General features: G+C 36.9%; 12 protein-coding genes. All 12 read left to right on the top strand.

Annotated elements, in window-relative coordinates:
• Window positions 1–222 precede the first annotated feature (222 nt).
• The 12 genes from BUF11_RS18855 (at window position 223) to BUF11_RS18800 (ending at window position 13,755) form a co-directional block, all read left to right on the top strand.
• Window positions 223–1,482, top strand: coding sequence for a Gfo/Idh/MocA family protein (locus BUF11_RS18855; RefSeq protein WP_073590449.1), 1,260 nt, complete (start codon window positions 223–225; stop codon window positions 1,480–1,482).
• Window positions 1,482–2,432 (top strand): ABC transporter permease, encoded by a 951-nt coding sequence (locus BUF11_RS18850; protein ID WP_084558761.1) that lies wholly within the window; start codon window positions 1,482–1,484, stop codon window positions 2,430–2,432. Before BUF11_RS18855 ends, BUF11_RS18850 begins: the two co-directional genes overlap by 1 nt.
• A gap of 1 nt (window position 2,433) precedes the next feature.
• Window positions 2,434–3,327, top strand: coding sequence for a carbohydrate ABC transporter permease (locus BUF11_RS18845; protein WP_073590406.1), 894 nt, complete (start codon window positions 2,434–2,436; stop codon window positions 3,325–3,327).
• A 65-nt stretch (window positions 3,328–3,392) separates the two neighbouring features.
• The gene (locus tag BUF11_RS18840) at window positions 3,393–4,919 is read left to right on the top strand and encodes an ABC transporter substrate-binding protein (protein WP_073590405.1); all 1,527 of its coding nucleotides are present in this window, start codon (window positions 3,393–3,395) and stop codon (window positions 4,917–4,919) included.
• 216 nt (window positions 4,920–5,135) lie between these two features.
• Window positions 5,136–7,256 (top strand): methyl-accepting chemotaxis protein, encoded by a 2,121-nt coding sequence (locus tag BUF11_RS18835; protein WP_073590404.1) that lies wholly within the window; start codon window positions 5,136–5,138, stop codon window positions 7,254–7,256.
• Between the two features lie 61 nt (window positions 7,257–7,317).
• On the top strand, window positions 7,318–8,826 hold the full coding sequence (locus tag BUF11_RS18830) for a glycoside hydrolase family 31 protein (RefSeq protein WP_073590403.1): 1,509 nt from the start codon (window positions 7,318–7,320) through the stop codon (window positions 8,824–8,826).
• Window positions 8,827–9,062: 236 nt separating this feature from the next.
• Window positions 9,063–9,875, top strand: a complete 813-nt coding sequence (locus BUF11_RS18825; protein ID WP_073590402.1) for a GNAT family N-acetyltransferase — start codon at window positions 9,063–9,065, stop codon at window positions 9,873–9,875.
• Window positions 9,876–9,918: 43 nt separating this feature from the next.
• A complete protein-coding gene (locus tag BUF11_RS18820; protein ID WP_073590401.1) occupies window positions 9,919–10,242 on the top strand; it encodes a glutaredoxin in 324 nt (107 codons plus the stop codon).
• A gap of 217 nt (window positions 10,243–10,459) precedes the next feature.
• Entirely contained in the window at window positions 10,460–10,726 is a 267-nt protein-coding gene (locus BUF11_RS18815) for a CD3324 family protein (protein WP_073590400.1), read from the top strand.
• A gap of 204 nt (window positions 10,727–10,930) precedes the next feature.
• The gene (locus BUF11_RS18810) at window positions 10,931–11,731 is read left to right on the top strand and encodes a class I SAM-dependent methyltransferase (RefSeq protein ID WP_073590399.1); all 801 of its coding nucleotides are present in this window, start codon (window positions 10,931–10,933) and stop codon (window positions 11,729–11,731) included.
• Between the two features lie 239 nt (window positions 11,732–11,970).
• The gene (locus tag BUF11_RS18805) at window positions 11,971–12,828 is read left to right on the top strand and encodes a methyl-accepting chemotaxis protein (RefSeq protein WP_073590398.1); all 858 of its coding nucleotides are present in this window, start codon (window positions 11,971–11,973) and stop codon (window positions 12,826–12,828) included.
• Window positions 12,829–13,059: 231 nt separating this feature from the next.
• Window positions 13,060–13,755: a hypothetical protein gene (locus tag BUF11_RS18800; RefSeq protein WP_073590397.1), complete on the top strand. Its 696-nt coding sequence runs from the start codon at window positions 13,060–13,062 to the stop codon at window positions 13,753–13,755.
• The last annotated feature ends 227 nt before the right edge of the window (window positions 13,756–13,982 follow it).

The raw sequence follows: 13,982 nt of genomic DNA, 5'->3' as shown, positions 1-13,982 counted from the left end.
TTTGTAATCTATATTAAAAGATATACTGTGAAATAATACAACAAATCATCTTATTTGCCTAACAATAATTCGTATAAATGATGATTTTACTGTGCTATTATTATCAAGTAAACAGTTAATATGTTGTGTGAGGAAATGGAAATAAAACAGACGGGAAATTCTGAATATGGAATTTTAGTTGAATTTATAGTAGTAAAATCAGAAAGGAGCATGGTTATAAAAATGAAATTAGCAGTAATTGGTGCAGGACAACGAGGAATGATTTATGCAAAGATTGCAAGTACATATCCGGATGTGGAGATTACAGCTGTAGCTGAACCTTCGGAAGAAAGAAGGAATTTTGCGGCAGAATCATTGGATTTATCAAAGGATATGCTGTTTGATAACACAGATGCCTTTTTTCATCAGGGAAGATTAGCGGATGCAGTAATCATTGCAACAATGGATCAGGATCATTACAAGCAGACTATGAAGGCATTAGAATGCGGATATCATATCCTGCTTGAAAAGCCTATATCCCCTAATCCGGCAGAATGTCTGGAAATTATGGAAGCAGCCAATGCAAAGAACCTCAATGTGATTGTTTGCCATGTTTTAAGATATACTAATTTTTTTATGACTATGAAAGCAATTCTTGACAGCAATGAATTGGGTAAAGTGGTAACCATTGAACATAGTGAAAATATCGGGAATTTTCATATGGCCCATTCCTTTGTTCGAGGTAACTGGAGAAGAAAAGATTTATCAAGTCCTTTGATTATGCAAAAGTCCTGCCATGATATGGACATTTTAACCTGGCTTGTCGGAAGTGAAGCGGGTAGAATCTCCTCCTTCGGTAATCTGACTTATTTCAAAGAGGATAATGCTCCTGCAAACAGTGGAAAGAGATGTCTGGATTGCCAAGCAGCCGCTAAATGCCGGTTCGATGCAAGAAAAGTATATCTTCCCATTGCAGGTGAATGGCCGGCCACAGCAGTTTCAACTGTCCAAACAAAAGAAGGCCTTATGGAGGCATTCAGGAAAGGACCCTATGGCCGGTGCGTTTATCGCTGTGACAATGATGTCTGTGATAATCAGGTAACCATAATCGAATTTGAGAATGGTGTAACTGCAAGTTTTCACCTCAGCGGATTCACAAACCGTATCAGCAGAACCATCAAGGTCATGTGTGAGCATGGCGAGATTAAAGGAGATGATGGACTTAACACGATAGAAGTTACCCGCTTTGCATCCAATGCAAATGAAGCCTATGAGAAACGTGTTATTTATCCGGGAGTTGTTAACAGCGGACATGGCGGCGGGGATTCCGGGTTAATGGATGATTTTATCAGCTTAATGAAAATGGACAGCGATATAAGTAAATCCTCCATTAATAAATCGGTGGAAAGCCATGTTATGGCATATGCAGCAGAACAATCCAGAATCAGCGGACAGGTAATAGATATCTGCAATCTGAAGAAGGAAATAAAAGAAGAGTGGTGATGATAATGCGAGCAAAAGACGGCAGAATAAAAAAGAAAAACGGATTGTTAAAGGAAATAAATGATAACAAGATTTTATATTTAATGTGCTTGCCTGCGTTAGTGGTCTTGCTGCTCTTTTGTTATATTCCATTTACCGGAATCTGGATGGCTTTTACAGATTATAACGTTGTTGATGGAATTTTCGGAAGTAAGTTTGTAGGGCTTGATAATTTCAGATATTTCTTTATTGGAAACAGTATGGCAAGGAGAGTTACTTATAACACATTAATTATTAATATTTTCTGTATTATATTTGGCCTGATTATACCGATTAGCATAGCAATATTTTTTAATGAAGTGAAGGGTAAACTCTTTAAGAAAGTCACACAAAGCGCAATGTTTTTCCCTTACTTTCTTTCATGGGTTGTTGTAGGCGCAATTGTATACGGTTTTTTTTCAACGGATGTCGGAATGGTAAACAAAGTGCGTGAGACGTTGGGGCTGGATACAATAAGCTGGTATGCCACTCCGAAATATTGGAAGCCGATTATCATCTTTGCAAGCGTATGGAAATGGAGCGGATATAATTCTATTATTTATATGGCGGCTATGGCGGGCTTTGATGCTTCTCTTTTTGAAGCGGCAGAAATTGATGGTGCCAATAAGTTTCAAAGGATTCTATATCTTACATTACCTATGTTAAAGCCAACGGCTGTTGTTTTGGTATTACTTAGCGTCGGACGTATCTTTTACGGTGACTTTGGTATGATCTACGGTATTGTAGGCAATAACGCCAGTCTTGCAGATGCGGTCACAGTTATTGATACTTATGTATATTCGTCCATGAAAACCTTAGGTTTCTCCTATTCCACAGCGATTGGTCTGTATCAGTCCATCATGGGATTAATACTTGTTACCATATCGAATAAATTTGCGAAAAAAATAAATGATGGAGAGGGGTTGTTCTGACATGAAGATACAAAAATCATTTAGCGACAGATTATTAACAACTATAGCGTATCTTTTCATGGGTCTGTTCGCTGTAATTTGCCTTTATCCATTAATTCTTACCCTAAGTGTTTCCTTATCTTCTGAAAAGAATGTAGCAATACATGGATATTCCATATTACCCCAGGGATTTAGCTTAAATACCTATATTTATATTTTTGCCCATAGCGGTAAAAAAATCCTTAGATCCTATGGAATTACAATTTTTGTAACGGCTGTCGGAACGCTGGGAGCATTGCTGATTACCACTATGATTTCATTTGCAATCTCCGTAAAGACATTAAAATATAGAAATGTGATAGCATTCCTTTGTAATTTTACAATCATTTTTTCTGCCGGCTTAATACCCTGGTACATTGTATGCATTAATTACTATCACTTAAGGAATAGTATTCTGGCATTAATTCTGCCATCGATTTTCAGCGTATGGAATATGTTTTTGCTGCGTACTTATTTTTCCTATATTCCGCCATCCTTATATGAGGCGGCTAAAATAGACGGAGCCAATTATTTCAAGATTTACTATAAAATCGCTTTGCCATTATGCAAAACCGGAATTTTAACGGTTGGATTAATGTACGCTCTGCAATATTGGAACGATTGGTGGAATTCATTGATGTTTATCAATGATAAAAAGTTATTTCCGTTGCAGTATTATTTATACAATATTTTATCAAATGTAAATGCAATTAGTTCAGGATTAGTTCCTTCCGGAGCAGCAGCCAACATAGCCTTACCGGCGGAAACTGTAAAAATGGCGGTTACTATTATTACGATTGGTCCAATCATATTCCTGTATCCATTTGTTCAAAAATTCTTTATTAACGGTATTATGACCGGAGCGGTGAAAGAATAAGGATAGTTTAAAGTTAGATGGGAAGCAAATTCGCTTAACATAAAAATTAATTTAAGGAGGATTTTATGAGGAAACAAAAATTATTAGCTATTGTTTTAATGCTCACCATGAGTATGGGGTTATTGGGAGCATGCAGTAAAAATAATAATAGCGGCCAGACAAGCAATGAAACAAAAACGGAAGCAAATGCTGATAAAGGAACAAAAGACACTTCATCTGAAAAGCCAAGCACTTTAACGATTCTATACCCGGGGGATGAGTCAGACCGTATGACCGATTTTCTGGAAAATGAATTTGCTGAAAAAATGGCAACTGACCTTAATATGAAGGTTAAGATGATTTATGTTCCCTGGGATTCCTACTGGGATCAAAAGGATATCATGCTGGCAGCCAATGAGCCTATCGACTTATACTGGGATGGACTTCCCAATCTTTCACAGATAGTGAATGAAAAGCAGGCGATGCCTCTTGACGATTTGATTAGTAAGTATGGTCAGGATATTAATAAGGTAATACCCGAAACTCATATTGAAGGCGCAAAAGTTAATGGCCAGATATATGGTATCCCCTCTTCTTATGCATCATCCTCCGGTATGTATCAATTTGTAACTGTACGCCAGGATTTGATGGATGAAGTTGGAATGACAGATTTGAATACTCCCGACGATTTAAAGGAATATGCAACCAAAGTGAAAGAGAAGCATCCTGAATTAAAAGGACCCGGAGATATAATCTTTAAGCCTCTTACGAGATTTTATCAGCCCGAGCAGTACACCTTTGTAGCGAAAGAAGAGACTGCCGTATATGGTGAGGATACCGGTAAAGTTTATAGCTACTATGAAACAGATGCTTTTAAGGATGTAGCGAAATTTAATAGAGACATGTATACTTCAGAGCTATACAAAGACGAATTATCTACCAACTACAATGAAAGAACCAACCGTATGCAGACAGGCTTATATATATGGACCGAAGGTTCTTTTGGAAAAGATACGGAAATCTCCAGTGGTGTAAAAGCAAATGCACCTGATGCAAAATTAAAGAATTATCTATTAGCAGATGATAAGCCCCGTTACATCACAGCTACTGGCGGAGAAGCTCTTTGTATTCCAAACACGGCTCCTAATCCAGAAGGCGCTATGAAATTTATTAACTGGATTTATTCTTCTCAGGCAAACTATTTATTTGCTCTTTACGGTGTAGAAGGAAAAGATTATGAGATGGCAGACGGAAGAATCAATAGATTAGTAACCAATGATTTCTTCTATGAATGGATGTTCCGTAATAAGAATTACACTGTTTTCACACCGGATGTTGATCAGGCGTATATTGACGACTACCAGCATTGGGACGATGATGCTAAATTATCCAATGCCATCGGCTTTGTATTTAATAATGAAAACGTTAAAGAGATTGAAACAGCCGTATATGAAGTGTGTCAGAAGGATCTTGCTCCTATTAGAAATGGATTTGTAGATTTTGATTCAAACTATGATGCTGCTATTAAGAAATTAAAAGACGCAGGAATTGATAAATACATTGCAGAAGTGCAAAAACAATTTGACGAATTTACAGCTAATAAGAACAAATAACATATCTGGCATTATCTAAAGGATATAGGATGAGTAAGTAATAATTGATATATGTTTATAACTTGACCACCTAAATGTAAAACAAAAACAGATATACTGTTTTATATTAGGTGGTCTTCTTATAGCATGGTTTATTTATTGATACGGTAATTAGCGATAGGGTAGGATAAAGAGCCGGGCAAATGATATATAAATAGCTTTGCAAAGGAGTACTATATGTTGATTGGTAAACTGGCTAAAGATTTTAAATTTAAAAAGGGAAGCACACAACAGATACAAAGCAAGATAAAGCGTAAGGAAAAGAATGCAGCAGGGGGTATCTTTAATAAAATCCGCTATAAACTAATCGTATCATTTATGCTCCCAATTGCGTTTATCATAATACTGGGAGTGGTTTCGTATAAAGTTGCATCGAATAACATAATCAGTAATTATAAAACAAATGTCAGCCAGATGTTAGGAATGACAAGTGATTACATCAATTTTGGCTTACAATCCTCAAGAGACCTGTCGGTCCAGTATTTGTCCGACAATGAACTGGCGAAGTATTTAAGAGGCAGGTACAGCAAGAATTCCCCGGATTATTTAGAGGTATATAAGAATTTTAAAACAGAATTGTTATCGAAAAGGATGGCAGACAGTTTTATTGAAAATATCCATTTGTTAACGCCCAATGCAGAAATAATAAGCACCACTGAAAAAGCTAGTCAAACGGATCAGGGTGATTTATATGAGAAGTTAATGGATACAAAGGAAGGCTCGCTTATAAAAGATAACCCCAAAGCAGAATTGTGGTTAAGCAGCCTCAAAGAATTGGATGATTCCTTTAGACTAAAAACTTCAGAGTATTCCCTGCGGTACATGAGAGCTTTTGTGGATTTTGATGGATTAATTATTGTTGATATAAGCTCAAGTGCAATTCAGGATACCTTGGGTAAACTGAAATTTGGTAAGAACAGCTATTATAATTTCGTAACAGAAGATGGGAAAAACCTGATCTATCCTGCCTCGGACAACAATGCAATCAGTGATTTCGTGGAAAAAGAAGTGGCAAAAAATTATGAAGGCTGTTATTTTACGGTTTTAAAAGGAAAAGAATATTTATTTTGCAGATCAGAGATTGGAACCACAGGAGCGGTGGTGACTGCTTTAATACCAAAAAGTCAAATATTAAAGCAAGTTATGAGGATTAGGATTATTACATTTATCGTCGTATTGATTGCATCTGTTATTGCGCTGATTGTTACCATTATTATATCCGGGGGGATTGGCGGTACCATTTCCTCTATCATTGATAAGTTGGGTAAAGTGGCGGAAGGTGATTTGACCGTAGCGATTAAGACAAACAGGCGTGATGAGTTTCATGATTTGGTGCATAGTATGATGGACATGATAGGAAATAATAGAAAGTTAATTGAGAACATAAGAAATATCAGCAGAAAAGTAGAGAAAACTTCAAATAAAGTCGAAGATACCACCATGTATTTTATAAATGAAACCAGCAATATATCCAAATCAATTTCGGAGATTGAACAGGCTATGCAGCAGCAGGCAGGAGATTCATCGGAATGCTTGAAGCAAATGGATGACCTGTCGGAAGAGATTGGGCAAATATATGCTATTACAAAAGAAGTGAACCAGCTGATAATTGATATAAACAATAATATAGACCATAACATTATTATGTTTGCTGACTTAAAGGAAAAAGCAAAAGATACGAATCAAATTACAATTAAGGTTATTGATGAGGTCCAGGAGCTTAACAAGACATCAATGGCAATAAGAAAAGTGCTTGAAGTCTTAAATTACATTGCAGAACAGACTAATCTCCTCTCTCTCAATGCGTCTATCGAAGCAGCAAGAGTAGGGGCAGCGGGCAGAGGTTTTACGGTAGTTGCAGATGAAATACGTAACCTTTCAAATCAATCAATGGAGGCTTCTAAGGAGATTGAAAAGCTGATTGGTGATGTGCAAAACCATATTAATAAGGTTGTAAATAGTTCTTTTACAGCAAAAGAAATAGTCGAGCATCAGGAACTTGCCGTAAACAATGTATTAGATTGCTTTCAGCTGATGAACAAAGATTTATATGAGTTTATCAATAAAGTAAACATTATTCAAAATAAGATTGGTGTGGTTGAATCAAGCAAGCAGATAGTGTTAAGCGCCCTTGAGAGCATGTCTGCCATCATGCAGGAAACTGTCGCATCATCTGAAGAAGTAAACAGGGTAACGGAAAAACAGTTAAGCTATGCTGATAATCTGCATTTGGCATTTGATGAGCTATGCAGCCATGCATTGGACTTAAATGTATCGATAGAAGTATTTGAAATATAAAACAGACCCAATATTAGTAAACATAATAGCATTGGTACTTACTTATGCTAAGGAGGAATATATGAAAGAAAGAATTTTAGAGAATGAATACTGGTATGGAACATGTGTAAAATATGGCTTAAAAATGCCATTAGATGCTGAAAGTGAATGTGAATTGGATTTCAGAAGCAATGAAACCCCTAATCAGGCCATGCCCTTTCTGGTATCCAGTAAAGGACGGTTCCTTTGGAGAAAATCCGGCTTTCAGATTACTTTTCACAACGGTGAAATGGAATTTCCGGATGATACCATTCTGAAATCAGGATTTGGCAACCTGAAGACCGCATACCTTTCCGCCATGAAGGAGTATTTTCCATTTCATCAGATAGCGCCGTCAAAAGCTCTTTTTAACAAGGTTATCTATAATACCTGGATAGAGTTTACTTTTTATCAGAATCAAAAAGATATTCTGGAATATGCCAAGAGTATATTGAATTCAGGCATGCCAGCCGGTGTGTTAATGATTGATGACGGCTGGGCAGAGTATTACGGAGACTGGAAATTTCATAACGGTAAATTTCCCGATGTTAAGAAGATGATAGATAGTCTGCATAAAATGGGATTTGAGGTCATGGTTTGGATGTGCCCTTATGTTACACCGGATACGGTTGCATACCGCGATGCAGTGAAGAAAGATATTCTGCTGAAGGAAAAAGATGGGGAGTCATACATAACAAAATGGTGGAACGGTTATTCGGCTGTTCTGGATATGTCAAATCCGAAAGCACAGGAATGGCTAAGTGAGCAATTAAGGGAATTACAGGCAATTGGGGTGAATGGTTTCAAATTTGACGGAGGGGACAGCCTCTATTATAGAGAAGATAATGTGGCTTTTCAGAATTTGACTCCCGATGAACATTCTAATTTGTGGGCAAAATTTGGTGAGCAGTTTGAATTCAACGAATACCGCGTTGCTTTTGGAGCAGGCGGCTATGGACTTTTGCAGAGATTATGCGATAAAGATCACTCATGGGGAGATAATGGGATAGCTTCGCTAATTCCAGATATTCTATTGCAGGGTCTTACAGGACATCCTTTTGGCTGTCCGGACATGATTGGCGGAGGGGAATATGTTAATTTTCAGGAAGCAGCAGAAAACAACCTGGATCAGGAACTTTTCGTAAGACATTGTGAAATAGCTTGTCTGATGCCGGCCATTCAGTTTTCAGCAGCACCTTTTAGAGTTCTAAGTGAAGAGAATTTTAAGCTTATCTTAAAGAGTCTGGAATTTAGAAAGCAGTACCTTGATATTATCTGTCACTTCGTTGAATTGGCAGCGGTGACGGGCGAACCTGTAATAAGATATATGAGTTATGAATACCCGGAGGAACCGGTAGAAAAGATGATAGATCAGTTTATGATAGGAGACAGACTTTTGGCAGCTCCGGGTTATCAAAAAAACTGCACTGGAAGAGAAGTTTACATACCAAGAGGTAATTGGAAGAGAGAAAATGAAACGATAATAAGCAAGGGTGAAAAATTATATTTCGAATCCGTACCCGGCTGCCCGTTGGTATTTGAGAAAATATAAATGAAAGTTATTAAAAGAAGGTTATTAATAGAAAATCAGAAAAATGGATCAATTGTATTTAAGTTTCTGAAAAAGGAGCAGTTTGGTTTTCCAGACTGCTCCTTCGTATGTTGGATATGTGGAATGTAAGGCTTACATAATCAAAAACAAATATAAATATTCTTGCTATTCTTAGAGTAAGGATATTCTGCTATAATTATAAAAGATATGACCAATTAAAGGGAGAAAGAATCCATATGACAGAAGCAGATTTTTTAAGAATAAAGGATATGACTACAGGATTTTCATACAATTCTTTGGAACATACGGATTATGAAGATATTGCCGGGTATGAAATCAAGAAAAAAACTGGCAGTATCATACTAATAAGTGGCTTTCACAGGGAAGCAGATTGTATGCATTACCATTGGGGAGCCAATGAAGCAAAGCAGGTATTGGATGCTTTGGGTAAGGATAGCAGGGGCATGATTGAATTCATACCAGGAGAATGGGTGAAGGATTTCGAGAATGAGGGCTTTGTAATCAGAGATGTCTGGAAGGATTATTTTATGGATTCCATTACAGATATCCCAACGATAAAGGCAAGTGAGCTGGAAGAAGAATTCTTAAAGGAATATGAAAGCAAAGGAGCTTCGGATGCGACCATTGCCTGTAAGGGACAAAGCCGTGGATTTACCGGGCAGACGGAGGAATGGATTAAGGAATGGTTAGACAATTCCGCAGAAGAAGATGTGGTAAATAAGGTGGCTCTGGTAGAGCGGAATGAAGCTAAGGAGATTATTGGCCTTGTGTTTACCGGTATCTACGGACTTGAGAGTATGAAAGGCCCAATTGCCTGGATTAGAGAAGTATCGGTTATTCCGGAATATCAGAACAGGGGAATTGCAAGAAGTCTTATCAGAAAAGCATTGGGGTATTGTAAATCCAATGGTGCCACAAGAGCTTTCCTTACAGCAGATGAGTGCAATATCTATGCTATCCATTTATATGAAAGTATCGGATTTCGTCCCGGGCCGGACAAAGGACAGATTGACATGGTTAGAGAATAGGAGTTACAATAGGGGTATCATAGATTGATAAGGAGGAATGGACATGAAAATAACGATGTATGGAACAGAAATCTGCAGCGATTGTGTACAGGCAAAGAAAGACCTGGCTGATTGTAAAGATATTGAACTGATATATAAGAACATTACCGGAGATACAGCTACCTTAAAAGAATTTCTCGCTTTTCGTGATAAGGAAGAAATGTTCTCCTCGGTAAAGGAAAGAGGCGGAATCGGAATTCCTTTCTTTGTATTAGAGAATGGCGAAAAGACCTTTGATATCAGCGACTTTGCAGAAGTACCACAGAAAAAAGGTGACTTCGTACATGCAGCCAGCTATTGTTCCATAGACAATCCCGGCCAGTGCTGATGTGAATTATAGAAAAGCATAATTCTTATATGTTTAGAAACGAGGTAAAGATGTTAAACTATTTGTTATTGATTAAAAAATCCAATCAATCACCCAAAAAGCTCTATGCAGCGCAGGACATGTAGACTGGCGATTCCTTGCATAGAGCGATAATTGAATCGCTGTAAATATGAAATGTGCTGCACTCTGATGGAATTTATCAGAAGGAGTGAGAGGCATGTCATATGTAAATGGGAAAGAGATATTACCGGATAATATCTTAGAAGAGATACAAAAATATTTTGGAGGAGGATTAATCTATATCCCCCTGCCAAAGGATAAACGCTGTAAGTGGGGCAGCAGAACTGCCGTGAAAGAGGAATTACAGCTAAGAAATGAAAAAATCAGACAGAGAAAAAGAGAAGGGTGCAGTATAAAAGAGCTTATGGAAGAGTTCCACCTTTCTTATGATAGTATCAAAAGGATTATATATCAAAAAAACTAACAGGAGGCTGCCAGATTATTTTGGCAGCCTTTTTGTGTAAAACATTTTTTGAAAAATTTATAGCAAAGGCAGCAACAGCCAGGTGTGATATACTCGAAAGAGAGGTGGGGCTGTAACGGCATTTAAGATTCCATACAGTTTAGCCGCACCATAGGAGATTATATACCGCAGTATATGGCCGCAAGGGCAGTGAAGGAGTAAGCTATGGATTTTACAAAGAGTAATAAAGAAGCTTGGGAAGAAGCTTTTTGCAACCGTTCAAAAGATTGGAGCGGAGAGGATATAAAGGGAAAGCTTAAAGATGAAAAATTCTCTTTTCTTGAGAAAGTTCTGACAGAGGAATTAGCAAAGTACGACTATCAAAACAAAAAGATAGCACAGTTTTGCTGTAACAATGGCAGAGAGTTATTTTCCTTTATGAGGCTTGGGGCATTAGAAGGAACCGGTTTTGATATTGCAGAGAATATGGTTGATTTTGCAAACACTACAGCAAAAGATATGGGAGTTAATTGCCGGTTTATTGCCACAGATATTCTAAAGATCCAGGAAGAGTATTTTAACAGTTTTGACTATATTCTTATTACCATTGGAGCTTTAACCTGGTTTCGGGATTTAACCCCGCTTTTTCAAAAGGTATCCCAGTGTTTGAAAAAGGATGGTGTATTCTTCATTCATGAGACACATCCTGTTATTAACATGCTGGCTGCTCCAGGAGAAGATAATTATGATGAGGGAGTTCCGGAGAAAAATGTGAATTCTTATTTTCGGAAAGAGCCCTGGGTTGAAAATAATGGAATGGGCTATATGAGCAAAAAGGAATATGAATCCAAGGACTTTTATAGTTTTTCACACACATTTTCTCACATCATCAATGCTATTGATAATAATTGCATGTATGTTAAGAAATTAGAAGAATATGATTATGATATTTCAGATGCTTTTTATCATCTGAATGGCAGCGGAATTCCGTTGTCCTGCCTTATGGTAATTAAAAAACATGAGTAAATAGTATTATATTGTAAAATCAGGAAAAATGCTCCTTTGACGGCTATAGATTAATTGTTTTATAATATCTATAAAGCAGTCAGGGAGTATTTTGATTGATAGAAAGTTGATAAAAGTATAAAATAGAATCAATTAATCATAATAGTGATAATTATTTCTGTTTAGGTTGAAAAGTGGTAAGTCGTATTGTATTATACTTATGAGTTTTACTATTCTATTGATAATCGGGAGATGACGGTATGCCTTATGACGGTACAAAGGAAAAAACAGATTTAAGTGATGAGCAGTACATTGCTTTGGCGGGTGAGTTTGCAGCTTTATTTCATCAGGCTCTATTTATTCAAAACAGTGTGGTAATAACAGACAAGGAAAAGTTCACCCACTATTCTATGGGAATAGATGATAAGGTAACAGGCTTGGTAGGAAGGCCATATCCAACGAACGGAAATATTCCTGCAGTACTAAGAACAGGGCAGCAGAGTATCGGAAAAATCCCCAAGGAGGTATATGGAGCTGAGTTCAAATCTTCTACGGTGGCTATTAAAAATGCATCAGGAGATAATATCGGAACCTTAACCATAGCTTTGAGCCTTGATTCACAAAATTCTTTGAAAGATGTCATTGAAGGGCTTTCTTCCTCCACGGAGGAATTGTCGGCTACCACAGAGGAGATTGCTTCATCATCCGGTATCTTATCGGAAAATATCTCCGATATCGTAGATCAGACTGCGGATATTACACAGCTAATTGAGCAAACGAATGCAATTCTTGGTTTTATCAGTCAGACAGCCAGCACTTCCAGAATTTTAGGACTGAATGCTTCCATTGAAGCAGCAAGGGCCGGAGAGCATGGCAAAGGGTTTTCTGTAGTAGCCAATGAAATAAGAAAAATGGCGGAAAACAGTGCCAAGGCGGTTGTAGATACAAAGGTCATTCTGTCATCTATCCAGGAAAAAATTGATTTGCTGCTAAAGAAGACACAGGATATTTCAGACATATCGTTATCACAGGCATCTGCCACCCAGGAAATCTCCGCAACGGTTCAGTCACTTGCCGGGGACACGGATATCATAAAAAAGATTGCTGATATTATTTAATAGAGCAGTTACATAAATATAAGGGAAGCTTCCTATCTTTTTGTAGCGCACAAACTTTTTATTCAGGTGTGCCGGAAAGATACGGAGCTTCTTTTTTCATTTGTCAGCCTCCGTATCGCAAGAATTTGTTTATTAAAACGTTATTTATTGTAAGGAAAAAGAAATTGAAGGTACATATTAAATGGTATATAATGGAATTTAAAATTATTATTCAAAAGAATGGAGAAAAATATGAAAAAAAATATCTATCATGTACTATCAATCTTTATGCTATGTGCTGTTTTAGTGGGGTTCTTACCCGGTGATGTTGTGTTTGCAAAGGAAGCAGCCTACAATCCGAAGCACATAGTTGCTGAAATAAAAAAGGAAGATGTCCATCTTTACTATGATAAGAAAGCTGATGGTATGCTGCAAGGCTTTTACTTGAAATCAGGCAATAAAACAAAATATTTTGATTGGAGCAGTATAGACCAAAAAGCTTTTTATCCGGAAATTAAAATACTGGATAGTAAATATATTGCAGTTATTTGCACTACAGGAAAAGGTACCGGAGTAAACGAGGAAAAATTACATATTATAAATAGAAGTAATTTAAAGACGGTTGCCTTTGATAACCCGGTAGATGTCGTAAAGTCCAAGGTTAAGTTTGATATAAAGGCGCCGAAGGTATCTGTAAAAATTGACAATAAAACCTGGAATGGTTCCTTTGACGATATTGATATCAGTCATTTTAATAAAACAGTCGGTTATGAAAGTATCATCATATATGATGTAGAAAACGATGGTTTTACTGTAAGATTATCAGCGCAGATAACTCCCGCCGCCTTTATTGGAGATATCGAGATTCAGTATTATCTAAATGAGAAAAAAACTGCGTTTGTTCCAAAATATATAAATTTTAATTTTTACAAAACAGAAATCAAGTGATGTAATGAGCCGATTGAATACAATACCCAATAGATTAGCAAAAGAAGAGAATAAGCCTATTTTCCTATCTATTGGGTATAGCTAACTTTTGTTCAATTTTCGCACATGCCGCTGGTGGTAATCAAGTTATTGCACCCAATGAAAACTAATGATTTTACTTGGTTTTCGGTACATATTTCAATAAATATGCAAGAGCTATTGTATTTTAATAAAATTATTTTATAATA

This window comes from Anaerocolumna xylanovorans DSM 12503 (assembly GCF_900143645.1).
Classification (GTDB): Bacteria; Bacillota; Clostridia; order Lachnospirales; family Lachnospiraceae; genus Anaerocolumna; species Anaerocolumna xylanovorans.
The sequence above is the reverse complement of the archived record's forward strand: the minus strand, read 5'-3'. Positions and strand labels throughout refer to the sequence as shown.